This is a genomic window from Mediannikoviicoccus vaginalis, assembly GCF_928097925.1.
GTDB lineage: Bacteria > Bacillota > Clostridia > Tissierellales > Peptoniphilaceae > Mediannikoviicoccus > Mediannikoviicoccus vaginalis.
The window spans coordinates 121,376-145,327 of record NZ_CAKMRI010000001.1 but is presented as its reverse complement, the minus strand read 5'-3'; the positions used below and the strand labels follow the sequence as shown (position 1 = coordinate 145,327).

The 23,952-nt window shown below is 36.6% G+C and carries 20 protein-coding genes and 3 rRNA genes; 1 reads left to right on the top strand and 22 read right to left on the bottom strand.

The annotated features are described in order from the left end of the window. Positions 1 to 25: 25 nt before the first annotated feature. The 20 genes from rpmE to L6651_RS00630 all read right to left on the bottom strand — a co-directional run bounded on the left by rpmE (position 26) and on the right by L6651_RS00630 (position 20,165). The gene (rpmE, locus tag L6651_RS00725; protein WP_237036143.1) at positions 26 to 229 is read right to left on the bottom strand and encodes a 50S ribosomal protein L31; all 204 of its coding nucleotides are present in this window, start codon (positions 227 to 229) and stop codon (positions 26 to 28) included. Positions 230 to 296: 67 nt separating this feature from the next. After that, on the bottom strand, positions 297 to 1,637 hold the full coding sequence (gene rho, locus L6651_RS00720) for a transcription termination factor Rho (RefSeq protein WP_237036142.1): 1,341 nt from the start codon (positions 1,635 to 1,637) through the stop codon (positions 297 to 299). Positions 1,638 to 1,694: 57 nt separating this feature from the next. Next, positions 1,695 to 2,342, bottom strand: a complete 648-nt coding sequence (gene fsa, locus L6651_RS00715; protein WP_237036141.1) for a fructose-6-phosphate aldolase — start codon at positions 2,340 to 2,342, stop codon at positions 1,695 to 1,697. An 11-nt stretch (positions 2,343 to 2,353) separates the two neighbouring features. Next, positions 2,354 to 2,965, bottom strand: coding sequence for a DUF47 domain-containing protein (locus tag L6651_RS00710; RefSeq protein WP_237036140.1), 612 nt, complete (start codon positions 2,963 to 2,965; stop codon positions 2,354 to 2,356). 9 nt (positions 2,966 to 2,974) lie between these two features. Further along, the gene (locus tag L6651_RS00705; protein WP_237036139.1) at positions 2,975 to 4,027 is read right to left on the bottom strand and encodes an inorganic phosphate transporter; all 1,053 of its coding nucleotides are present in this window, start codon (positions 4,025 to 4,027) and stop codon (positions 2,975 to 2,977) included. An 85-nt stretch (positions 4,028 to 4,112) separates the two neighbouring features. Continuing rightward, on the bottom strand, positions 4,113 to 4,808 hold the full coding sequence (locus tag L6651_RS00700; protein WP_237036138.1) for a Crp/Fnr family transcriptional regulator: 696 nt from the start codon (positions 4,806 to 4,808) through the stop codon (positions 4,113 to 4,115). 141 nt (positions 4,809 to 4,949) lie between these two features. Continuing rightward, on the bottom strand, positions 4,950 to 6,290 hold the full coding sequence (locus L6651_RS00695) for a sodium-dependent transporter (protein WP_237036137.1): 1,341 nt from the start codon (positions 6,288 to 6,290) through the stop codon (positions 4,950 to 4,952). Between the two features lie 83 nt (positions 6,291 to 6,373). After that, positions 6,374 to 7,663: a glycine/betaine/sarcosine/D-proline family reductase selenoprotein B gene (locus L6651_RS00690; RefSeq protein WP_255784600.1), complete on the bottom strand. Its 1,290-nt coding sequence runs from the start codon at positions 7,661 to 7,663 to the stop codon at positions 6,374 to 6,376. 9 nt (positions 7,664 to 7,672) lie between these two features. Next, a complete protein-coding gene (locus tag L6651_RS00685) occupies positions 7,673 to 8,971 on the bottom strand; it encodes a glycine/sarcosine/betaine reductase component B subunit (RefSeq protein WP_416389096.1) in 1,299 nt (432 codons plus the stop codon). Next, positions 8,964 to 9,347, bottom strand: a complete 384-nt coding sequence (locus tag L6651_RS00680; protein WP_237036135.1) for a GrdX family protein — start codon at positions 9,345 to 9,347, stop codon at positions 8,964 to 8,966. The genes L6651_RS00685 and L6651_RS00680 overlap by 8 nt, the downstream gene beginning before the upstream one ends. A 231-nt stretch (positions 9,348 to 9,578) precedes the next feature. Next, complete coding sequence (gene hydA / locus L6651_RS00675) at positions 9,579 to 10,982, bottom strand: dihydropyrimidinase (protein ID WP_237036134.1); 1,404 nt, start codon at positions 10,980 to 10,982, stop codon at positions 9,579 to 9,581. A 72-nt stretch (positions 10,983 to 11,054) separates the two neighbouring features. Beyond that, positions 11,055 to 11,798 carry an isochorismatase family protein gene (locus tag L6651_RS00670; protein WP_237036133.1) on the bottom strand — a complete coding sequence of 248 codons (744 nt, stop codon included), beginning with the start codon at positions 11,796 to 11,798 and terminating at the stop codon, positions 11,055 to 11,057. A 204-nt stretch (positions 11,799 to 12,002) separates the two neighbouring features. Beyond that, entirely contained in the window at positions 12,003 to 12,671 is a 669-nt protein-coding gene (locus tag L6651_RS00665; RefSeq protein ID WP_237036132.1) for a Crp/Fnr family transcriptional regulator, read from the bottom strand. 224 nt (positions 12,672 to 12,895) lie between these two features. Continuing rightward, positions 12,896 to 13,351, bottom strand: a complete 456-nt coding sequence (gene tnpA, locus L6651_RS00660) for an IS200/IS605 family transposase (RefSeq protein ID WP_255784599.1) — start codon at positions 13,349 to 13,351, stop codon at positions 12,896 to 12,898. A gap of 171 nt (positions 13,352 to 13,522) precedes the next feature. Further along, positions 13,523 to 13,639: ribosomal RNA gene (rrf, locus tag L6651_RS00655) — 5S ribosomal RNA — on the bottom strand. Between the two features lie 31 nt (positions 13,640 to 13,670). Then, a 23S ribosomal RNA gene (locus L6651_RS00650) occupies positions 13,671 to 16,577 on the bottom strand. Between the two features lie 105 nt (positions 16,578 to 16,682). Then, positions 16,683 to 18,211, bottom strand: a 16S ribosomal RNA gene (locus L6651_RS00645). The 16S, 23S and 5S rRNA genes sit together here, the layout of an rRNA operon. A gap of 307 nt (positions 18,212 to 18,518) precedes the next feature. Next, entirely contained in the window at positions 18,519 to 19,022 is a 504-nt protein-coding gene (locus tag L6651_RS00640) for a threonine/serine exporter family protein (RefSeq protein ID WP_237036131.1), read from the bottom strand. A 10-nt stretch (positions 19,023 to 19,032) separates the two neighbouring features. After that, positions 19,033 to 19,800, bottom strand: a complete 768-nt coding sequence (locus tag L6651_RS00635) for a threonine/serine exporter family protein (protein ID WP_237036130.1) — start codon at positions 19,798 to 19,800, stop codon at positions 19,033 to 19,035. Between the two features lie 20 nt (positions 19,801 to 19,820). Further along, entirely contained in the window at positions 19,821 to 20,165 is a 345-nt protein-coding gene (locus tag L6651_RS00630) for an FMN-binding protein (RefSeq protein WP_237036129.1), read from the bottom strand. An 86-nt stretch (positions 20,166 to 20,251) separates the two neighbouring features. On the opposite strand from L6651_RS00630, the gene L6651_RS00625 reads away from it, so the two are divergent. Next, positions 20,252 to 21,643, top strand: coding sequence for a leucyl aminopeptidase (locus tag L6651_RS00625; RefSeq protein ID WP_237036128.1), 1,392 nt, complete (start codon positions 20,252 to 20,254; stop codon positions 21,641 to 21,643). Positions 21,644 to 21,762: 119 nt separating this feature from the next. On the opposite strand, the gene L6651_RS00620 is transcribed toward L6651_RS00625, so the two are convergent. Together L6651_RS00620 and L6651_RS00615 are read right to left on the bottom strand one after the other, a co-directional pair. Continuing rightward, a complete protein-coding gene (locus tag L6651_RS00620; protein WP_237036127.1) occupies positions 21,763 to 22,974 on the bottom strand; it encodes a carboxylate--amine ligase in 1,212 nt (403 codons plus the stop codon). Beyond that, on the bottom strand, positions 22,967 to 23,944 hold the full coding sequence (locus tag L6651_RS00615) for an NAD(P)H-dependent glycerol-3-phosphate dehydrogenase (RefSeq protein WP_237036126.1): 978 nt from the start codon (positions 23,942 to 23,944) through the stop codon (positions 22,967 to 22,969). The genes L6651_RS00620 and L6651_RS00615 overlap by 8 nt, the downstream gene beginning before the upstream one ends. Positions 23,945 to 23,952 lie beyond the last annotated feature (8 nt).

The following is a 23,952-nucleotide window of genomic DNA, read 5'->3' as shown; positions in this document are numbered from 1 at the left end:
GAACAATACGTCTGCCCTTTTAACACTATTTAATATTGTATTTTTCTTTAAACTTCTCAACTCTTCCACCACGCTCAGCTGTTCTTTGACGGCCTGTGTAGAATGGATGACAGTTGGAGCAAACTTCAACTTTTATATCTCCTTTAGTTGATCCTGTTTCAAAAGTATTGCCACAAGTTGTGCATGTAACTGTAGCTTTATGATATTCTGGATGAATTCCTTCTTTCATTTATTTCACCTCTTTCAACACAATTAAACATTTAGCCTAATAAGTATATCACAGTAAGTTATTCATTTCAACTGCGAAAGCTAATTTTATTCATGGCAGCAACAAAATCTTTATTGCTCTTAGTATTACTTAACATTTCAAAGAAATTATCAACGACAATTTGGTTTGAATCTTCCGATAGAGATCTCCTAAGTTTTCTTACTGCATCAAGCTCTTCTTCACTTAAAAGCAGTTCTTCCTTTCTCGTTCCTGAAGATGCAATATCAATTGCAGGAAATATTCTAAGCTCGGAAAGATTTTTATCAAGCTTAACTTCCATATTACCTGTTCCCTTAAATTCTTCAAAGATAACATCGTCCATTCTGCTTCCCGTATTAACCAGTGCTGTGGCAAGTATTGTTAAAGAGCCTCCCTCTTCTAGGTTTCTTGCTGCACCAAAAAATCTCTTTGGATGGTTTAGTGCCATTGGGTCAAGTCCTCCTGAAAGGGTCTTTCCAGAGTATGGGCTCGTTATGTTAAAGGCCCTTGAAAGTCTAGTTAAACTGTCCATAAGAATTACAACATCATGGCCATGTTCTACCATCCTCTTTGCCCTTTCAAGAACAATTTCCGCAACCCTTGTATGGTTTTGTGGCATCTCATCAAATGTGGATGCAACTACTTCACCATCAACGGACCTCTTCATATCCGTAACCTCTTCTGGCCTTTCGTCTATAAGAAGTACAATTAAAAATATATCGGGATTATTTTTCTTTAAAGCCTTTGCTACTTTTTTTAGTAGAGTTGTCTTACCTGTTTTAGGTGGAGCAACTATCATGCCCCTTTGTCCTTTACCTATGGGACAAATTAAATCAATTACCCTGGTTGCAAGGTCGTCCTTGTTATTTTCAAGTACAAATCTCTCTTTAGGGTAGATTGGCGTCAGGTCTTCAAAGTTTCTTCTATTTCTCAAATTTTCAGGCGTTTCATAATTGACTTTGTTCACATAGATAAGTGGAGAAAATTTTTCCTTGTCGCTTACTTCTCTTGTTAGCCCTTCAACAAAATCTCCCGTCTTAAGTCTAAACCTTCTAACTTGAACTGGAGGTACATATATATCATCATCTCCAGAGTCATATCCGTCGGATCTTAAAAAACCAAATCCATCGGGTAAAATATCTAATATACCTTTAACCTCTCTAGTTTCTCCAGAAGAGTTTTCAGAATTCTTTTCATTTCTGTCTTCAGATACATCTTCCATTTCTACGCTGTCATCTTTTGAATTTATTCTATCGTTAATCTTTGCTTGCTTTTCAATCTCTTCAATTAGTTCGCTCTTCTTATATTTTGAAATTCCAGCAACTCCTAAAGCCTTTGCAATAACTTTTAGGTCTTCTAATTTTTTTTCATTTAAAACTGATAAATCCAAAATTTCCTCCTACTAATGAAAAAATAAATATCCGCCCTTAGGCAGATATTCATATTTTTATAAATTTTTAACACTTTCCCAGTCTTTTAAGAATTTTTCAATTCCTATATCTGTTAATGGGTGTTTTAACATTTGATTAAATACTTTATAAGGAATAGTCGCAATATCTGCACCAGCTTTAGCACATTCTACTAAGTGAATAGGATGTCTAACAGAAGCTGCAATTATTTCTGTTTGTATATCATAATTATAAAATATTTGTGCTATGTCGTCTATTAAAATCATTCCGTCACTACTAATGTCATCAAGTCTACCAAGGAATGGACTTACATAAGTAGCCCCTGCCTTAGCTGCAATAAGCGCTTGTGATGCAGAGAAGATTAAAGTAACATTTGTCTTTATGCCTTCATCTGTAAGTTTCTTACAAGCTTTAATACCTTCCTTTGTCATAGGTAACTTGATTACGATATTTTTATGAATCTTTGCAAGTTCTCTTGCTTCTTCAAGCATACCTTCACATTCAAGACTAACAACTTCTGCAGATATAGGTCCATCTACAATTTCTGTAATCTCTTTAATAACATCCTCAAAAACTCTTCCTTCTTTTGCAATTAGGGATGGATTTGTAGTTACTCCATCAACGATTCCCCAAGATGCCACTTCCTTTATTTCGTCAATATTTGCAGTATCAATAAAAAATTTCATATCTTCTCCTATTATAAGTTCTTTAGCATTACAACTTCTAATTCATCAGCAACTGTTTCGCATGAGTCAAGACACTTTTCCATTAATCCATATATCTTGCTCCATCTTATTATATAATCAGTATTATCATTTTTGTAAAGATCTCTCATAGTCTTTATATAAAGTCTATCCCCTTCTTCTTCAATTGAGTTAACTTCAACTATAAGTTCCTTTAACTTTTTAGACTTTTTGTAATTAGAAAACTCCTCTACACATTTAGATAGCATATCTACACAGCTAACGATTAGCTTACTAAATTCAAGAGCTTCATCAGTTACAGAATCTAAGTTAAGTATATACATCTTAACAAGAATATCTTCAATGTTATCAACTACATTGTCAAGATAGTGAATAATATTAGTAATATCTTCTCTCTCAATTGGTGGAAGAAACTCTTTTACAAGATTTGCCATGATTTCGTGTTTAATCAGGTCACTTCTATGTTCTATATCATGAATTTCTTCAGTTTGTTTTTCCAGTGTATTCTTATCATAAGAGTTCATTGACTTGCTTAAATAATCAGCACATTCCTTTGCCTTTTCAGACATTTTAATAAATCCATCAAAATAATTGTAAACAGACATAACTTCTCCTTAAAATATATTCATAAATATTTTAGCCATAATAAAACCAATTAGACCACAACCAGGAAATGTCAATACCCATGTTAATACCATTTCCTTAACAACTTCTAAGTTTACATTTCTTATACCTTTAGAAGCTCCCACTCCCATTATAGCAGTTGTCTTAACATGAGTTGTACTTACTGGTACTCCTAGCAGTGATGACATAAGTAAACATAGTGCAGCTCCTAGATCCGCAGAAAAACCTTCATATTTTTCCATCTTTACCATGTCCATCCCTACTGATTTTATTATCTTTTTACCACCTATAGATGTTCCTATCCCCATTAGAAGAGAACATAATATCATTAACCATATAGGTATATGAAAACTATCTACATGAGCTTGTCCTTGAGATAAAAATACTCCCAAAAGGAAAACCCCCATAAACTTTTGGCCATCTTGTGCTCCGTGCATGAAAGCCATGGCAGCTCCACCAAAAATTTGTCCATTTTTAAATAGATTTTGAGTTTTTCTCCTATCCACTTTCCAGAATAATAGCTTAACGATTGATACAACTATGTATCCAAGTCCAAATCCCAATATAGTGGACATAACTAAACCATAGATTACCTTCATCCATTCAGATCCGTTAATACCATCGATTGAACTTTGAATTGCTATGGCCGCTCCCGATATCCCCGCAATTAATGCATGCGATTCAGAAGTTGGTATACCGAAGTACCAAGCAGCAGTAGCCCACAAAACTATGGCAAAAAGTGCCGCCGACAATCCTACCAATGCCATTTTTGCATCATCCCCGAAGTCAACCATGTTGTAAAGTGTCTCTGCAACATTTGCATTGACAAAAGTCATGATTAAAACTCCAAAAAAGTTACAAATAGCAGCCATTATTATTGCCCTATCCACATCCATAGTACGAGTAGAAACCATAGTAGCAATAGCATTTGGTGCATCTGTCCAACCATTTACAAAAATTACTGCACAGGTCAAAATTGCCGTAATAAGTAATGGAGTATTGACAGTAATCTCTTTGATAAAATCTAAAAATGTAATACTCATAAAAACTCCTTTAAGATATATTATATTTGAATTTTATAACATTGTTCCTTTTGTGTAAATATACTGTTAGCACTTTGTAAAATAATTAAATCAAATTTTTAAAATACTCTACATCTTTAATTATTATTCTCTTGTTGGAAATAGTAATGAGTTCCTCTTCTCTAAGCCGACCAAGCTCTTGATTTAAAGTACTTCTATTAACATGTAACATTCCCGCTAAAACTTCCTGTGAATAAGGTATCCTGATGCTATTTTGCGACTCATTCACTTCTAGCATCCAGTAGGCTAACCTTTCCTCTATACGTCTATACTCAACGGTTTTTAACATAACTTGACTATAGTAGGCAAATTTTGAAACAAATGTTAAAACATTTTTCATGAAGACTGGATCAGATTCCACTATGGGCATTAACTCCCTTACTGGAACTTTAATTATAGTGGATTTTTTTACAGCATATGTATCCATAGTGTGTTTTCCATGACCAAGATAAATTAAATAAAATGGAAACGCATCAATTGCAAAGGCATAGTCCCTTCCCATATCTTTTAAATAATAAAAGTAAGATGAGCTTATTTCCTTTCCCTTTGTTGTAAACTCAGAAGACTTTAAAAGCCCCTTTACAACTATGCAAAAGTAATTTAAATCCTCTCCCTTTCTAAAAACAATTTCATTCGTTTCATAATCTTCCATAATAGAATTTGTTCTTAAAAGTTTTGCTATAGACTCAGTAGAAATATTTTCAAATAGCGGTCTGTTTAATATATCATTACTCCATATCATTATAAGACCTCTTTTCATTAATTTAATAAAATGCTAATCTAAATTTTATTTTATATTTACATCCAATTTCTATTCTACAGCATACTTTTGTTTATAACAAGAAAAAAAGCCTACAATATGTAGACTTTTTTAACAATCAGTCTAGAATAGACCAGTAATGAAAATTATCACTAGTACTATAGGAAGCAAATAAGATATAAACTTCATTGCAATTGGGATTTTAAAGCTGGTTGCACCTTCATCAATATCATTTTTAAATCCATCAAATTTCCAATGAAATAAAACATAAAGGATTAGAGAAATTGCACCAAGAGGCATTAAAATATTACCTGATAGAAAGTCTGCAAAGTCAAATAAATTTCTTCCAGCTATCTGAACATCAGCTAATATATTATGTCCAAATATGGTAAGTAGACCAACTATAAAAATAGAAGTTAATGCATATAATACACCTTTAGCTCTTGAAACTTTTAGTAGTTCTGAAAATGAAGAGCTAACAGGTTCTAAGTATCCCAGCGATGATGACAGCGCTGCGAAAAACATTAGCATAAAGAATAACACACCAAATAATCTACCAAAAGGCATATTCATAAATACATTACTCATTGTTATGAATAGTAAATTGGATCCAGAATCTGGTTTAAGTCCCAGAGCAAATACTGCGGGGAATATTGCAAAACCAGCAATTAATGCCGCCAACGTATCAAATCCTATAACCATTAGTCCATCTGCAGGTATATTTGAATCTTTTTTCAAGTATGAGCCATATACAAATGCTCCACCACTGGCAATACCTACTGAGAAGAAACATTGACCTAAAGCTATTAAAAACGTTTTCGCGTTAATAATAGAAAAATCAACTCTTGTATACCACTTAACACCTTCCATAGCCCCTGGTAAAGTTAAAGATCTTATAACCACCAATATAAGCATTACGAAAAGGGCTGGCATCATAACTGAACAAGCTTTTTCAAGTCCTGAACTCAAGTCTTTTGCAGATATAAATGCAATTATCACAACGCAGATTAATGTTAATAAAATTAGCGTTTTTGGATTAAGCATTAAATCATTAAAAGACGTAACATACTCTTCAGAAGTAAAACCTTTCATACTTCCTGTGAGCATCTTAAGTAAATATGCAACAATCCATCCCATTATTTGGATGTAGTAAGTTAATATGAAATAGGCACTAAGAACTCCAAGCCATCCAAAACTTACCCAAGGACTTCCTTTTTTAGTAAGTTTTCTCATTCCAACAATTGGGCTGGCTTGAGCCTTTCTACCTAGTGTTACTTCCATATAAAATAGAGGTATACCTATTAAAATACAAATTAACATGTATATTAAAACAAAAGCCCCTCCTCCATTTGTTCCTACTAAGTACGGGAACCTCCAAATATTTCCCAGTCCAATGGAAAATCCAGCCGCTGCCATTATATAACCAAACCGGCTATTCCAACTACTTCTCTTTTCGTTACTCATAATACCCTCCAATTATTTTTACGTTTACATATATTTTTTACACTCAATTGAAATATAAGCAGAGCCTTGGCTCTGCTTATATTTTATTTAAATATTGTACTTTCTGTAATATCAGTAGCCAGTGACTTAACAGCCCTTTCTACCATTTCATGTCTGAAAGCATCTTCTTTTTCTCCCAAATCAGGATTTCCTACAGGATATGGGATAGCTACTGTTGGAACGATTCTATTAGCACCAACAGATTGAGATATAGTTGTAATAGTAGCCATGTGTACTATTGGAATGCCATATCTTTCAATTTCTTTAACTATAGTTGCACCGCAACGTGTACAAGTACCTCACGTTGAAGTAAGAATAACGCCATCGACGCCGGCTTCTTTTAACTCTTTACCGATTTCTTTACCAAATCTTATAGAGTTAGCAACTGCAGTACCAGTTCCTGTAGTAGTATAGAAATATGTGTAAACATCTCCTATAACTCCCTCTTCTTTTAAGTCTTCCAACATATCAAGAGGAGCAACTCTGTCAGGTTTTGCATTTGCATATACAGGGTCATAACCACCATGGATTGTGTAGTAATCGTTGTTAAGATCTTCTCTTCCTGATACATCATACTTGCCCCATTTTTGTGCAGATGCAGATTGGATTCTGTCTGGGTTTCCATTCGGTACGATACCACCTGTAGTAACAAGTGCAATAGTAGCTTTAGAAAGATCTTTAATTGCTTCTGCAGGTTCTACTGAGTCGAACACTGGCATTGGTAATTCTGTTTCGAATTCTTCGCCATTAAGTCTCTTCATAAGCATTTCTATAGCTCTTTGTGAACCTATCTTGTCAACAAGAATAGTACGTCTTTGACCTTGTGGAAAATAATCATCAACAGATGGATCTAGTTCTTCATCTTTTGCAAGCTTATTAACAAGCTTAACCATTGCAGGCATCGCTTTTCTCATTGCCGCTGCAGAGTTTCCAGTTGCAACTGTGTAAGCATATTTTCTTGCTTCATCAAGACCAGGGTTTTCTTCATACATACCAGTTATACATGGTACTCCCTTTTCGTTGAAGAACTTACAAACTTCAGCACATGCAACACCATATCTACCAGCGTTAAAAGCAGGTCCTGCCACTACGATGTCAGGTTTTTGTTCTTCGTATGTCTTTTCAAGAAAAGCCATAGTTTCTTCTCTATTTTCATTAAAGTAGTTATCACCACAAATAATAGTTCCAATTAATTCTATTCCTTCAGCTTTCTTTCCAAAAGCATCTGAAGGTCCAACTCCTCCATCTCTATATTCAGGAGGTATATGCGCCATTTCTTCTCCACCGATTTGGCCGAAGAATTGGTTGATATAATAAATAACTTTTTTACTCATCTTCTCCTCCTAATATAATTTACAAGTTGCATTGTGATAGCCGATTTCAGAAGTAGCTCCGATAACAGCGTTAAGTTCACATTTCATAGTTCCAGTTTCAGGGTCATAAGCTCCTGCCCAACCACCAGCTAAGTTAGCTATAGCTTCAGGGTCTCCAAGTACTTGGTCAGCCTTTTCAAGTTCAACAATATGACTTACATTTCCTGTTGAAATAACTGCAACAGCTTCTTTAGCAGTATCTGTAAGTGGTTGACTTGTACCGTCCCATCCTGAACACTCGTCAGTAATAAGTACTGTCTTGATACCTTGTTTTTCAAGCCTTGAACAAATCATTACAAGGTCTGAGTCAGGGTTTCCATAACCTTCTTCAGAAATTATTACACCATCAGCTCCTACCATCTTACATAGTTTAGCAGTGTAATCACAAGATACAAACTTTCCATTAAGAGTAGTCATTTCAGGTGTCATTACAACTCCTAGGAAGTTTATCTCTTTACCATGTTTATTATAAAGTTCTCTAATAACATTATTGTTTTGATGTTGATATGTTGTTATCTTGTCACATGCAGCAACACAGTTACCTGAAATAACAGCATTATCAAGTTCTTCATTTGGATGTAAGAAAGTTGGTAAAATATGAGCAGAGTCAGTGCCGTAGATATATCCAGAATGTAGTAGACCTTGAGAAATTAACATCTCAACATATACTACCTTCGGTAAATCAGGATACTTTTCGTTTTCTTCAGCATGATCGCCCATTTCGAAAACTTGAACTTCTTTAAAGTCTTCAATATCTTTAGCTGCTTCACCAACATATTCAGAAGCCTTTAATCCAACAATTCTACAAACTTCTTCATGCTCATGTGGATTTAAACCTTCAACAGGTGTTATATCAACAACAACATTCATTGTCTTTGAGAATGGAGTCCATTTAGCTCCCTCTCCCCACATGTCTATAACTCCCTCTTGGAAACCAACAATATCTCCAATAGTAACAATTGCAGTTCCAGAAAGTACATTTACTATTCCATCACCACATGGTCCAACATCAGTAGTTACCCCTGGGAATCCCTTAGTACCTTCTACTGTGTACCTTGGCTCAATAACGTCCTTTACAGGAATTATTCTCTTCTTTTCCCCGGGTCTCGCTAGATCAACTTTAATATCTTTTACACCAGATATTTTTTTCATTTCTTCAATAAAGGCATCTTTGTTGATGTATAGACATTTATCTTTAACAATTGTCTCATCGCCAAAGTTGATATCCTCTATTTCGACTTTTCTTAATTCAAGTCTCAAGCTATTCACCCTTTCTTATAAAATTAAACCTTGAAGCCTCCTCTAAAGCAGACTTGTAAAGTTCAAAATCAAGTAATTCATAATCTTTTGTATGTCTATATTCGGGTTTTCTCTCCCCTAAAGTAAAATCATATTTCAAAATACTGTTTTCAATTAACTCTACCGAGTGTTCTGAAATACTACCTTTTTCTTTAGAAATAAGGATAGACTTTACTGGAGAAAAAAACATTTTTATACTGGCGTTTAATGGATAAGAAATAAGTTCATGTCCAACATAGACCAAGTCCCTTACCTTGATAAGTACGTCTCTATAGTCACCAGAAACCCTAATAACATTTGCATCATCTTCAATTTTGCTATTATTTGTTACAGTTAAAATCTCCATTTATTCTCCTCTATGAAAACCTTTTTTAAATATCATTTTCCTTCATCTATAGTCTATCATTTAATTTATTTTAATAAAGTTGTTTCGACAACACTTGAAAATTTTTTTATGTTAGGAAGACAACAGTTTTAGATATATAACTTTTTATTGGTATTTATTAGCTTTGAATAATTGAAAGCATTATAAAAAGGAGAGAATACACTCCCCCCTTTTTATAAAGTTAATTCATTTTTATTTTTCTCTTGGAACATATCTATCATATGGAAGAGCATATGGTTTTTGTTTTATATATTGACCAGTTCCCTTATCACCAACAAATTTACCATTTTCTGCCATAAGTTTTCCTCTTAAGAATACCTTTTCACAAATACCATCTCTTTCAAATCCTTCGTAAGTATCATAATCACTACCTTCATAATTATCTTTGAAGGTAATAGTTCCTTTAACATCAGGATTATATATTACTATATCAGCATCTGATCCTGGAAGTATGGCTCCCTTTTGTGGATAGAATCCACAAACCTTAGCTGGATTAGTAGAAGTTAATTCCACGAATTTTTGTCTAGTAATTCTATTCTTCATAACTCCTTGAGTCCAAATCATATAAAGTCTATTTTGCATTCCAGGGCATCCATTAGGTATTTTAGTAAAATCATCAATACCTTTTTTCTTAGCTTCAAATCCACCTTTAACAGCCGCATTATCTGAACCTATAGCTTTCAAATATCCTTTGTCAACAGCATCCCATAAAGCCTCTAAGTGATCTTTTGTTCTCAATGCTGGAGCACATACATATTTTCCACCTTCAAAATTAGGTTTTAAGAAATTAGATTCATCTAGAGTTAAATAATGGGTACAAGTTTCACCATATACACTATATCCTTCTTCTCTAGCTTCTTTAATAAACCTCATTGCATTTTTAGTTGTAACATGCACTACATATAGAGGACAATCAGCAATTTTTGCCATTTGAATCCCCCTAAAAGTTGCTTCATCTTCAACAATTGGTGGTCTAGATAGAGAGTGTCCTATAGGATCTTTAACTCCCTCTTCTTTATATTTTTTAGCCAAAGCTTCAATAAAGTCTCCATTTTCACAGTGTAGCATAGATGTAAGACCATATTTTTTCGCCTCAGTCATTCCCTTTATAATCAATTCATCATTGGCATAAAAAGGAGTGCCTTTATAAGCCATAAAGAATTTTAAATTTGCAACGCCATTTTTGGCAAGCTCAGGAATACTCCTCATGAGTAAGTCCTCATCATTATCCATTACCATTGTATGGAAAGAATAATCACAAGATGCTTTTCCTATTGCATTTTCCTTTTCATGCTCTTTTAAAGACTCAATAAGAGTTTTTCCTTTAAATTGTGGAGCGAAGTCCACGATTGTAGTAGTCCCACCAACTAGTGCAGCATGAGATGTTTCAAAAGAATAAGATCCGAAAGGTCCCATATGAACATGCTCATCTACTCCGCCTGGAAAAACATATTTTCCAGTAGCGTCTATAACTTCACATCCATCTTCAGGCAAGTTCAATCCGATTTCTACAATTTTTTCGCCATCAATTAATATATCTGCAACATATTCAGAAGTAGCGGAAATAATAGTACCATTCTTAATTAATTTTTTCATAGCATCTCCTTATGAAAAAACGCTGGGCATTTAATGCATAATGCCCTAAATTGCCACAGCGTTTTATTTCAATTACTTGTCAAGTTTTCTTTCGTGCTTAGTATAAACAGAGCTATCAATACCTTCTAAGTATTTAACAACTTCATCTACAGGAAGTACGTCAGCAAATTTAGCTTCCATATCAAACATATTCCATTCAACAACTCCTGGAACTCTATCTCCAACTGTTCCTTCAGGAATAAGAGTCTTGAATCCATATCCAGTAGAGTCCATTACAGTATGTCTAACACATGCACAAGAAGTTGCACCCATAACTATAAGAGTATCTACTCCTAAGAATGTAAGAATATGAGCAAGATGTGTACCAAAGAAGTTAGAAGCATATTTCTTATGGATAACTGGTTCTTCTGGTTGTGGTTTTAATTTAGGATCAATTTCCATCCATTCACTATCTATGTCTAATGCACTCATAGGTATTTTTTCATCCCATCTAGGTAAATCCCATTGCTTGTCTCCAGTATAGCCTGTAGTTGTGTGGAATATTGGAACGCCTGCTTTTCTACCAGCTTCAAGAACCTTTAATGCGTTTGCACAAACTTCTTCAGACTTATCACATGTAAATGGGTGACCTTCACTCATCCAAGCCTTAGCCATATCTACAGTAGTTATAGCAGGAGCTATACCTTGACCCATTTCTCTCATGAAGCCTCTTTCTTTATAGATCTTTCTAGCTTCAGCAAATGCTTCTTTAAGTAAATCTTCGTTAAATCCATAGCCGTCAACAAATTTAAAATCAGGGTTCATTTTTTCAGTCATAATATTCTCCTTTGTTTTTTCTAAGTATCGTTTTCATACATTCTAAATATCTTCATTTGAGCTCGTAATAAAGACTAATCTTCAAAGCTTAAAATCCAATCAGATTTGTTATCGTTTTCTTTTTCTATTGGATTTGCTTTCTGATTCTATATTAACAGCCTTTTTGCTATGTCTCAAGTTCGTATTCGAACATGAAAAGGTTTTTTACACATCTTCAATGATATTTTCTAAATATTCCTCATCTAAAACTTCAATTTCATTAACATCAATACTAATTACACCTAAGCTCTCAAGTCTCTTTAATTCCTGATTAAGGCTAGGTCTTGTAACTCTTAAAGTATCAGACAACATCTTTTGAGTCATCGGTATTTTACAAGTATCCACATATTTTTTCATTACAAGCCAATAAGCAAGTCTTTGTTGAATTTTTTTATATCTTGTGGCATTTAATATAATTTTAGTGTGACAGGTACAACTTGCTGTAAACCTTAGAACATTGTTAGTAAGAGTTTCGCTTGAAGAAATAATACTATTTAAATCATCCCATGGAATAAAATAAACATCACTTTCTGTCTCAGCATATATATCATAAGGCCAATGCTTAATACCTGCATAGAATAAATGTAGTGGATAAACTTCATTTTCATAGTAGTATGCCACTACCTTTTCGCTTCCATCGCTTAAGTACTTTGCCTGTTTTAAAAGTCCTGATCTTATAACAACAAGGCTATTAAGTTTATCCCCTCTAGAAACTACTAAATCTCCAGACTTAAATTTCACATGATCCATGTCAAGATTATAAACTTTATTTATTACTTCATCTTCAAGATACCTAAATATAAAAATAGAATTAAAATTAACTTTATCGTCCATGTTCACACCCCCTATTTTAATTCTATAAAAATAAAATGAGAATTGCAAATTAAAAATATGTAAAAAAATTGTAACCAATCATGACCACCCGTCAAACGGGTGGTTTGTTCAAGGGCTATAAGCCCGAGTGATACCAACCAGCGTCTCAAGGCGCTGGTTTTCACTCTGTTCAAACCTAACTGTTTTTGCCACTTTAGCTTATCCCTGAAAGGGATTTTTAATTTCTATTTCCCAAACGGATCTGTATATTCTTTTACACTCAACTTATCAAGTGCTATATCGTGTTGCTCTTGCTCTCTTATATATTTTGCTATTGTTTTTTCATTCAATCCCACTGTGCTCACATAATATACTTCTGCCCAAAAATGACGATTACCAAATTTATATTTTAAATTTGCATGTCTGTCAAACATCATTAAGGCACTTTTTCCTTTCAAATATCCCATAAAACTTGATACTGATATTTTGGGTGGAATACTTACTAACATGTGTACATGGTCTGGCATCATATGCCCTTCTATTATTTCTACTCCTTTGTATTTGCAAAGTAATTTAAATATTTCTATGAGACTTTCTCTATATTGATTAAATATCACTTTTCGTCTATACTTTGGGGTGAAGACTATGTGATACTTGCACATCCATTTTGTGTGAGATAATGAATTAGTTTTATTTGCCACAAAATCACCTCTTATTATATTAGGTCTGAACAACTCTATTATAATACTTGGTGATTTTTTTGGTATAACCTAAGAACGCCTACCCGCATAGCGGGTAGTTTATTGTTTCGTTCGCAAGCGAACTCAACAGACTAAAGTCATTAATAAAAAAGACTCTACAATGTAGAGTCTGACGGGCGAATACCTACTCTCCCATGGGCTCTCCCCCATAGTACCATCGGCGCTAGAAGACTTAACTTCTGTGTTCGAGATGGGAACAGGTGTATCCCTTCCGCTATCTTCGCCCATTTTTTGCAACTTTTGAAAAGTAACAATATTCCCGGTCAAGCTTTCGATATATTAGTATCAGTTAGCTTAAAGTATTACTACTCTTACACCTCTGACCTATCTACCAGATTTTCTTCCTGGTTTCTCTCGTATTTCTACAAAGAAATCTCATCTTGAGGTTGACTTCGTGCTTAGATGCCTTCAGCGCTTATTCATTCCAGACGTAGCTACTGAGCTGTGCACCTGGCGGTACAACTCATACACCAGCGGTCTGTCCACTCCGGTCCTCTCGTACTAGGAGCAGCTCCTCTCAAATTTCTTACGCCCACGGTGGATAGGGACCGAACTGTCTCACGACGTTCTGAACCCAGCTCGCGTGCCTCTTTAATGGGCGAACAGCCCAACCCTTGGAACCTTCTCCAGCTCCAGGATGAGACGAGCCGACATCGAGGTGCCAAACCTCCCCGTCGATGTGAACTCTTGGGGGAGATAAGCCTGTTATCCCCGGGGTAGCTTTTATCCGTTGAGCGATGGCCCTTCCACTCGGTACCACCGGATCACTAAGTCCTACTTTCGTATCTGCTCCACTTGTCGGTGTCGCAGTTAAGCTTCCTTTTGCCTTTGCACTCTTTGAATGATTTCCAACCATTCTGAGGAAACCTTTGAACGCCTCCGTTACTCTTTAGGAGGCGACCGCCCCAGTCAAACTGCCCAACTGACAGTGTCCTCACACCTGTTTCAAGGTGCCAAGTTAGAACTTTAGCATTGAAAGGGTGGTATCCCACTTGGGACTCCATTAAGTCTTGTGACCTAACTTCTCAGTCTCCCACCTATTCTGTACATTCAATACCAAAATCCAATGTCAGCTTGCAGTAAAGCTCCACGGGGTCTTTCCGTCCTACCGTGGGTAAGTCGCATCTTCACGACTACTACAATTTCACCGGATCCTTTGTTGAGACAGTGCCCAAATCGTTACACCTTTCGTGCGGGTCGGAACTTACCCGACAAGGAATTTCGCTACCTTAGGACCGTTATAGTTACGGCCGCCGTTTACTGGGGCTTAAGTTCTAACCTTCGCTTGCGCTAAGTCTTCCCCTTAACCTTCCAGCACCGGGCAGGTGTCAGCACCTATACTTCATCTTTCGATTTAGCAGATACTTGTGTTTTTGGTAAACAGTCGCTTGGGCCTATTCTCTGCGACCAAGTTTTGCTTTTTGTGTTTAACATATACAATTCTCGGTACCCCTTCTCCCGAAGTTACGGGGTCATTTTGCCGAATTCCTTAACAAAGGTTCTTCCGCGCGTCTTAGGATTCTCTCCTCGCCTACCTGTGTCGGTTTACGGTACGGGTATCTCTTTGCTGGATAGTGCCTTTTCTTGGCAGTGTGGAATCTGTGACTTCACTACTTGTTTTTCGCTCCTCATCGTATCTCGAAGTTTTGTAGAAGCGGATTTGCCTACTTCTACCTCCTACTTACTTGAACGTGCTCTACCGTTCGCACGCTTCACATATCCTCCTGCGTCAACACTTCTCTCTTAACGCTTGAGATAGTACAGGAATTTCTACCTGTTGTCCATCGCTTACGCCTTTCGGCCTGGGCTTAGGTCCCGACTTACCCTGGGTGGACGAGCCTTCCCCAGGAACCCTTTGGCTTTCGACGGGTGAGATTCTCACTCACCTTCTCGCTACTCATGCCAGCATTCTCTCTTGTGTTTGGTCCAATTCGCCTTGCAGCTTGTCTTCGCTCCTTACACAATGCTCCTCTACCACGCGCTTATGCGCATCCACAGCTTCGGTATTAGATTTTAGCCCCGTTTATTTTCGGCGCATCACCACTTGACCAGTGAGCTATTACGCACTCTTTAAATGTATGGCTGCTTCTAAGCCAACATCCTGGTTGTCCGAGTAGTGTTACATCCTTTTCCACTTAATCTATATTTTGGGACCTTAGCTGGTGGTCTGGGCTCTTTCCCTTTCGACTATGAAGCTTATCCCTCATAGTCTGACTCCTATCGCTAATTTGATGGTATTTGGAGTTTGATAAGTTTCGGTAACATTATATGCCCCTAGACTATTCAGTGCTCTACCCCCTTCAATTACTACGATAAGGCTAGCCCTAAAGCTATTTCGAGGAGAACCAGCTATCTCCAAGTTCGTTTGGCTTTTCACCCCTATCCACATGTCATCCGATAACTTTTAAACGTTACCCGGTTCGAGCCTCCATAGAGTTTTACCTCTACTTCACTCTGCACATGGATAGATCACCTGGTTTCGGGTCTACAACATGCAACTTACGCCCTATTAAGACTCGATTTCTCTACGACTTCAGATCTTAAATCTTTAATCTTGCTGCATATCGTAACTCGCTGGCCCGTTCTACAAAAAGTACGACATCATCCAGTACTCGAAAGTACTAAACTTTGTCTGCTTGTAGGCATAAGGTTTCAGGTTCTATTTCACTCCCCTCCCGGGGTTCTTTTCACCTTTCCCTCACGGTACTATTCGCTATCGGTCACTAGGTAGTATTTAGCCTTGGGAGGTGGTCCTCCCGTATTCCCACGGAATTTCTCGTGTTCCGTGGTACTCTTTCTAAGGTGTAGGTGTCTGTTTTTGATTACGAGGCTGTCACTCTCTTTGGCTCGGCTTTCCAGCTGATTCTTCTAACTTCTTCCTATCTTTTCCTTAAGTTGGGCTCTTCCCTCTTCGCTCGCCGCTACTGGGGGAATCGAGTTTTCTTTCTCTTCCTCGGGCTACTTAGATGTTTCAGTTCGCCCGGTTCGCTTCTGTAGCTTAATTGGTTGGGCTACAGATACTTAGAGTTTGTCTAAGTGGGTTTCCCCATTCGGATACCGACGGCTCGCTGGATATTTGCTCCTAACCGTCGCTTTCGTTGCTTGTCACGTCCTTCTTCGCCTCCTAGTGCCAAGGCATTCGCCTTATGCCCTTTGTCGCTTGACCGGAAATATTTTTACTTTTCCATTTTCTTGCTTTTGTCTCTGTATTCTCTTTTCAATGTTCTTTTGAACCTAAGTTAAGTGTAAAAAACTCTATTGTACTCCTTAGAAAGGAGGTGATCCAGCCGCACCTTCCGATACGGCTACCTTGTTACGACTTCACCCCAGTCATTAATCCTACCTTCGACAGCTCCTTCCATTGGTTAGGTCACTGGCTTCGGGTATTACTAACTCCCATGGTGTGACGGGCGGTGTGTACAAGACCCGGGAACGCATTCACCGCGACATTCTGATTCGCGATTACTAGCAACTCCGACTTCATGTAGGCGAGTTGCAGCCTACAATCCGAACTGGGGCAAGCTTTCTGAGATTCGCTTCACATTGCTGCTTCGCTTCCCTCTGTACTTGCCATTGTAGCACGTGTGTAGCCCAGGACATAAAGGGCATGATGATTTGACGTCATCCCCACCTTCCTCCGGTTTGTCACCGGCAGTCTATCTAGAGTCCCCACCCTTAGTGCTGGCAACTAGATATAGGGGTTGCGCTCGTTGCGGGACTTAACCCAACATCTCACGACACGAGCTGACGACAACCATGCACCACCTGTATGGATGTCTCTAAAAGAGAGGAGTATATCTCTATACTTTTCACCCATATGTCAAGCCCTGGTAAGGTTCTTCGCGTTGCATCGAATTAAACCACATGCTCCGCTGCTTGTGCGGGTCCCCGTCAATTCCTTTGAGTTTCAGTGTTGCCACCGTACTCCCCAGGCGGAATGCTTAATGTGTTAACTTCGGCACCGAGATTTGACTCCCGACACCTAGCATTCATCGTTTACAGCGTGGACTACCAGGGTATCTAATCCTGTTTGCTCCCCACGCTTTCGTACCTCAGCGTCAGTTTGTGTCCAGAAAGTCGCCTTCGCTACTGGTATTCCTCCTAATATCTACGCATTTCACCGCTACACTAGGAATTCCACTTTCCTCTCCACTACTCAAGTTTTACAGTTTCAAATGCAACATGAGGTTAAGCCTCAAGTTTTAACATCTGACTTGTTAAACCGCCTACGTACCCTTTACGCCCAATAATTCCGGACAACGCTCGCACCATACGTATTACCGCGGCTGCTGGCACGTATTTAGCCGGTGCTTCCTCCTTGGTTACCGTCATTATCTTCTCCAAGGACAGAGCTTTACGAAACGAATTCCTTCATCGCTCACGCGGCGTCGCTGCATCAGGGTTGCCCCCATTGTGCAATATTCCCCACTGCTGCCTCCCGTAGGAGTTTGGACCGTGTCTCAGTTCCAATGTGACCGTTCACTCTCTCAAGCCGGTTACTGATCGTCGCCTTGGTGGGCTTTTATCTCACCAACTAGCTAATCAGACGCGAGCCCATCTTAGACCGCAATAGCTTTAACTTCTCTTACACTCGTAAGTGGAGTCTCATAGGGTATTAATCACGGTTTCCCGAGGCTATCCCCTTGTCTAAGGCAGGTTGCTCACGCGTTACTCACCCGTTCGCCACTAATCCTCTCAAAAATCCTTCCGAAGATGTCATTTCGAGGTTCATCGTTCGACTTGCATGTGTTAAGCACGCCGCCAGCGTTCGTCCTGAGCCAGGATCAAACTCTCTATTAAATGTTTGATCAGCTCTCGCTGACTTTTATTTTTTTCACCGAAATTGTTTGGTTGTACTTACTCAAAAGTTTTTTACACTTTTTACTTGTTTAGGTTCTTTGCACTCGCTTTGAGTGACAACTTCTATAGTCTAGCGTGTAGATTTTTTGTTGTCAAGCTTTTTTTATTTTTTTCTTTCGAAAATTTTGTATTAAAAAAAGGCAACTCAACTGAGTGCCTAATTATAATATCAACTTTATTTATCATTGTCAAGTCTTTTTTAAGGTTTCTTTAATTTTTTGTAAAATAATCCTATTTCTTATTTTATTTATTGTAAGATATCTCTATTGTCTGTTTCTTTTTTCTTTTTACTTATTCTTTTTATCTTTACAAGTTTAAAATAGGTTCTATAGTTTTTAAGTGATCTTGAATATAATGATGACACCACTATACCCAGCGCTATTCCCATTGCATAGCTTGCAGCATTGGATAGGTTTGATAAAGCTTCTGCATAACTTTTTTTTGCAAAGGCATTCATCATGTTGAATATAGCAATTCCTGGCACAAGTGGTATTAGGCCCGGTGCTAAAAACACTGTTGCTGGAAGTTTATTTATTCTAGCAAATACTTCTGCCATTACTCCTATCATTAAAGAAGCTATTAAATACGCTCCAAATGTCATTCCAAAATTATTCCATAGTATGCCATAGGTTAAGGTGCCGATTGTTCCTGCAAAGAAATTTCCCAACACACTTTTTTTTGGAACTCTATACATAAGTCCATATCCTATGGAGGAAAGTCCTGACATTATAGCGTTAATTATAATATTCATTTTTCCCCTCCTATGAAAATAATAAAAATGAAGAGCTTACACCGAGGGCCATTCCTGATGCTATTATAAGTGATTGCACTAGGGCCATTAGTCCTGATTGGACTTCTCCAGACAAGAAATCCCTTACTGAGTTTGTAAAGGACACTCCTGGCAAGAATGGCATTATGGAACCCATTACAACTATATTTATTGATGTACCGAATCCAAGCATCATTGTTAAATGACATATGCTTGATGCTATGAAGCAACCTATTATGGTGTTTATAAATATTGGTATCTCTCTCTTGCTTATTCTAATAAAGCATAGTTCTCCTATAAAGGCAGCTATTAATGTTATTATAAAATCCTGTATACCACCTTTGAAGTTTACTATTAGGAAAGCGGATCCAAGAGCCGCATAAAGCGACATACGAAACATTTTTTCTTCATTTTCAAAATAGATATTTTCTATGGCCTTGATTCCTTCATCTACAGATATACCCTCCGTTGTAAATCTCCTGGAAAATTCATTTATATTCGCTACTTTGCTCAAGTTGTATTCCACTCCATGGAATGTTCTCATGGTAGAAAATTCCTCTCCGTTTAATGAAAAGCTAACCATTACCAAGTTGTAAGTGGCATACACATTTATATATTCAATATTTTGATATTTTTCGCACATCCTTCTGCCTGTATCTTCTGCCCTGTAGATTTCAGCTCCGTTTTTTACAAGTAATTTTGCTACATTGGCTACTAGTACAGCAAGTTTGTCAGCGTCTTTTCTTTCTAAAATCGCCATATTATCAGTCCTAGTTCTTTCTATTTTTTATTTGATTGCTCTACAGCCTTTTCAACCGCTTCTAAAATCCCTTTTGATGACTCTGTTGCTCCTGATGACACATCTACATCAGCGCTATTTTTTTCTATAATATTTGGCTTCAACTCTTTAAATGCCTTTTCCACAAACTCTTTATTGTCTTCGTGTTCAAGCAACTCTATATCTGATATCTCTCCATCTGAATTTATTGTAACTGAAACTTTTATCTTTCCATTTCTACCATTTCCATAATCTTCGTATGTTCCAGCTTTATTTATTTTCTTGCATCCATTTAGATTAATTAGCATCAATAAAATGAATGTCATAATTTTTATTTTATTCTTCATGATCTCACCTTGTTAAATATTAACAAGTATAAATGGTAGTGTCAATCAATCATTAATAGTGTACAATAATTGTAAGGAGGGATTTTATGAAATATAAATTAAATGAAGAAATCGAGAAAAAATCCATTATTAATTTTTGCAAAAACACAGAGTGCTGTTCTGTAGATGAAGATGTTTATTTTAAGCTAGGCGATTTTAAAGCTTACAGAGTAAAAAATTCTGAAGTTAATGAATATTGCATTGTAGTAGATGAAGAAAATCAAGAACCAAGAAAACTTATTACCCTTGGCTTTAAGGCAATTAATGAAGTTAAAAGGTTTAATATTTATGATGTAGAGGTTGTCTTTAATGAAAGTTTTTCAAATGATGTAGTTTTAAACATATTTGAAGGTATAAAGCAATCTGAATATAAATTTGATGACTACAAGACAAAAGATGATGAAGAATGCAAAGAACTTTCAATAAATTTTGTGGTTAAACAAGATTTAACAATAGACGATTTTAAATATAGAGAAAATATTGTAGAAGGAGTTAACTTTACTAGATTTTTAGTTAATACTCCTGCAATAGATATGTATCCAGAAACTTTAGCTAAGGCCGCTACTGAAAATCTTTCTTCAGTAGGTGTAAATGTAAAGGTATTAAATAAGGATGAAATTGAAAAACTTGGCATGAAGGCATTCTTAGCAGTGGCTGAAGGATCAGATAAAGAACCTAAGTTTATTATTATGGAATACCTTCCTGTGGAAGGACAAAAGCCAATCGGACTTGTTGGAAAGGGTCTAACTTATGACTCTGGTGGATATGCTATAAAGCCTGCTAAGGGTATGGCAACAATGCATGGTGATATGGGTGGATCTGCAACTGTAATCGGTTCTATCTATGCTCTTGCGAAAAACAAAGTTCAAAGAAATGTAATCGGTTTTGTTGCAGCATGTGAAAACATGGTTTCTGGACGTGCATATAAAAATGGTGACATTATTGGTTCAATGAAGGGAACTTTTATCGAAGTTGACAACACCGATGCTGAAGGCCGTTTAACTTTAGCAGATGCAATTTACTATGCAGCTACAAAGACTGATGCTGAACCTATAGTTGATTTAGCTACACTGACAGGAGCATGTGTGGTTGCCCTTGGTGAAAGAACAACTGGTATTGTTACAAATGAAGACAGCCTATATGATGAGTTTGAAAAGTCATCAAAGGAAGTTGGCGAATACGTTTGGAAGTTACCAACATTTGACGTATTAAGGGATTTACTAAAATCAAAGAGAGCTGATATTATAAACTCCACAGGCCCTTACGGTGGCGCAATGACTGCTGGACTATTCTTAGAACACTTCGTGGAAGATAAGAAATGGGCTCATTTAGATATTGCAGGGCCAGCATATACAAAGTCAGCATATGACTATATACCTTTTGGTGCAACAGGAGTTCCAGTAAAGACACTTTACGACTTTGTTAAAAACCATAAGTAAATAAAAATATTAAGGCGCAGATTTTTCTGCGTCTTTATTATTTCAATAATTTTCATTTGAAACCTTAGAAGAAAAATTTGAAATAAAAAACGGCGCTTATTTAGCACCGCTTTTCGTTCTTATAACTCTTCCCTTTCCGGTTGGAACTTTGGATAGTATTTTATCGTTGCAAGACGCCTTCTCCAATAATTTAAAAATCTCTTGAAGTTTTTATCCTCTTCATACCACATTGTAAATCCGAAACCCTTTTTTAAAAGCTCTTTTACCCTTGGAAGGTCCTCTTTGTTGCAATAATTTTTTAGCACAAACGGGTCTGCATATAACCACAATCCTTCTTCCACGTGTTTGTAAAGTGGTTTGTCCGCATTATCAATCAAGTCATCTACTAAGAAGGTAACAAAGTTACATCCTCCTGCTGTCATGTAGTAGCTTGATCTTCCCTGTCTAATATTTATTTCAAAAACTTTGTACTTTCCATCTCTTCTGTCGTATTTGAAGTCGAAGTTCGCAAATCCCCTATAGTTAATCTTTTCTAAAAAGTTTTTAACCATGGCGTAAAGCTCTTCATTATTTTCCGTTACTAATGCATTATAGTTTCCTATTCCCTCAGGCAAACATTCATCTAATAGGCATTTTCCAAAGCACATCATCTTAACTTCGCCACTGCTATTCACATAGGCATTTAAAACTCCCATGGTAGAGTGGTCTCCAGGAATAAAGTCCTGTACAATCATCTCTCCTGTATAACCCGCCTCGTAAACATCTTGAATTATTCTTGTTAGTTCATTTATATTATTCGCTTTATAGGCCTTTTTCTTTCCGGGAAATTTCAAATGTAAAAACTCAATGCTGTCATTGGCCTTTACTGCAACTGGATAATCAAAGGGAATATTAAATGAATCCTTATTTTCCCTATCTATAATATAGGTGTTCGGATAGTTTAAATTGTACTCTTCACAGATTTCATAAAAATCCTTTTTATTTTCAAGTTTCTTTTGTAAATCTTTAGAGATGTAATTGAACTTAAAATACTTACTTAACATTTCTGCGTTTTCAGTTAAAAGTGAAGTGTATCCATCGGAACAGGAAATTAAAAGAAGTGTGTGGCCTTTCATTTCCTTTCCAAACTTTTCCATCTCCCTCTTAAAAACTTCATTTTCATCAAAGTTTTCGAAAGTTCTAACTTCAACAATATCTGAATTTGCCGTAAATGGCAGATGCTTCATTCCAAGGGCTATGGATTTAACTTTATAGGCCTCATGAAAGGACCTTGCAACTCCATATGCATTTATGTCTGTGCCAAGTATTATTGGTATAAATTTATTATTCATTTAACTCTCCCTTTGTAAATTCGTCCTTAAGCGATCTTAAAAATAGATTTTCTATCTCTTCTTCAGCGCTTTTATTTTCATAGCATATATTATAAACAGCAGTACTTATAGGCATATCCACATTATATTCTTCTTTTAATTTCATAACTGCCTTTGCTGTGTAATATCCTTCTGCAAGTTTCGAAAACTCTTCTCCCTTTGCAAGGCTTTCACCAAATTTTCTATTGTTTGAATACTCAGAAAACACAGTAGCTTCGTAATCTCCCAAGTGACATAGTCCATATGCGGAGAATGGATTTCCACCCATGGCGTCAATTAGCCTTGAAACTTCTCTAGTGCCACGACTCATTAAAGCCCCTTTTAATGAACTTACGCCAAGGCCGTCCAACGCCCCCGCCGCAATTCCTATTACATTTTTAAGTGCTGCGCCAATTTCGTTTCCAATTATATCTGTACCATAATAAAATCTGATTAATGGCGATGAAAATTCTTTAACTAAATAATTTTTTAGTTCTTCATCTTCGCTATCAATAACCATGCAATTTGGAACTCCCCTATAGAACTCTTGAACATGACCAGGTCCAATCCACACCGCCACCTTGTTAGAAGGATCAATTTCTTCCTTGGCAACTTGTGACAATCTCTTTCTGCTCTCTATTTCAATTCCCTTCATGCAAAGAACTATCTTCTTATCCTTTAAACCTAAAGCAGAAAGTTCTTTTAACAAACTTCTAAAATTTTGAGCTCCAACTGATATAACAATTACTTCCGAATTTAAAACCTCTTCAAGATTTGAAGAAAGTTTTAAACTCTCTGACAATTTTAAAAAATCATTTTCTCTGCACTCTAAAAATCTTTGAAAGTTCTTAGAATTTTCTCTCCCATATAAAGTTACATCTTTTCCAATTTTATCTAAATACCAGGCTATGCAAGAACCCCATCTTCCACAGCCTATTACTGTAATTTTCATTTTATTTC

Coding starts and splice junctions, on each gene's coding strand:
- rpmE (WP_237036143.1), bottom strand. CDS start 229: ATGAAAGAAGGAATTCATCCAGAATATCATAAAGCTACAGTTACATGC.
- fsa (WP_237036141.1), bottom strand. CDS start 2,342: ATGAAATTTTTTATTGATACTGCAAATATTGACGAAATAAAGGAAGTG.
- L6651_RS00710 (WP_237036140.1), bottom strand. CDS start 2,965: ATGTCTGTTTACAATTATTTTGATGGATTTATTAAAATGTCTGAAAAG.
- L6651_RS00705 (WP_237036139.1), bottom strand. CDS start 4,027: ATGAGTATTACATTTTTAGATTTTATCAAAGAGATTACTGTCAATACT.
- L6651_RS00700 (WP_237036138.1), bottom strand. CDS start 4,808: ATGATATGGAGTAATGATATATTAAACAGACCGCTATTTGAAAATATT.
- L6651_RS00695 (WP_237036137.1), bottom strand. CDS start 6,290: ATGAGTAACGAAAAGAGAAGTAGTTGGAATAGCCGGTTTGGTTATATA.
- L6651_RS00680 (WP_237036135.1), bottom strand. CDS start 9,347: ATGGAGATTTTAACTGTAACAAATAATAGCAAAATTGAAGATGATGCA.
- hydA (WP_237036134.1), bottom strand. CDS start 10,982: ATGAAAAAATTAATTAAGAATGGTACTATTATTTCCGCTACTTCTGAA.
- L6651_RS00670 (WP_237036133.1), bottom strand. CDS start 11,798: ATGACTGAAAAAATGAACCCTGATTTTAAATTTGTTGACGGCTATGGA.
- L6651_RS00665 (WP_237036132.1), bottom strand. CDS start 12,671: ATGGACGATAAAGTTAATTTTAATTCTATTTTTATATTTAGGTATCTT.
- L6651_RS00640 (WP_237036131.1), bottom strand. CDS start 19,022: ATGAATATTATAATTAACGCTATAATGTCAGGACTTTCCTCCATAGGA.
- L6651_RS00635 (WP_237036130.1), bottom strand. CDS start 19,800: ATGGCGATTTTAGAAAGAAAAGACGCTGACAAACTTGCTGTACTAGTA.
- L6651_RS00630 (WP_237036129.1), bottom strand. CDS start 20,165: ATGAAGAATAAAATAAAAATTATGACATTCATTTTATTGATGCTAATT.
- L6651_RS00625 (WP_237036128.1), top strand. CDS start 20,252: ATGAAATATAAATTAAATGAAGAAATCGAGAAAAAATCCATTATTAAT.
- L6651_RS00620 (WP_237036127.1), bottom strand. CDS start 22,974: ATGAATAATAAATTTATACCAATAATACTTGGCACAGACATAAATGCA.
- L6651_RS00615 (WP_237036126.1), bottom strand. CDS start 23,944: ATGAAAATTACAGTAATAGGCTGTGGAAGATGGGGTTCTTGCATAGCC.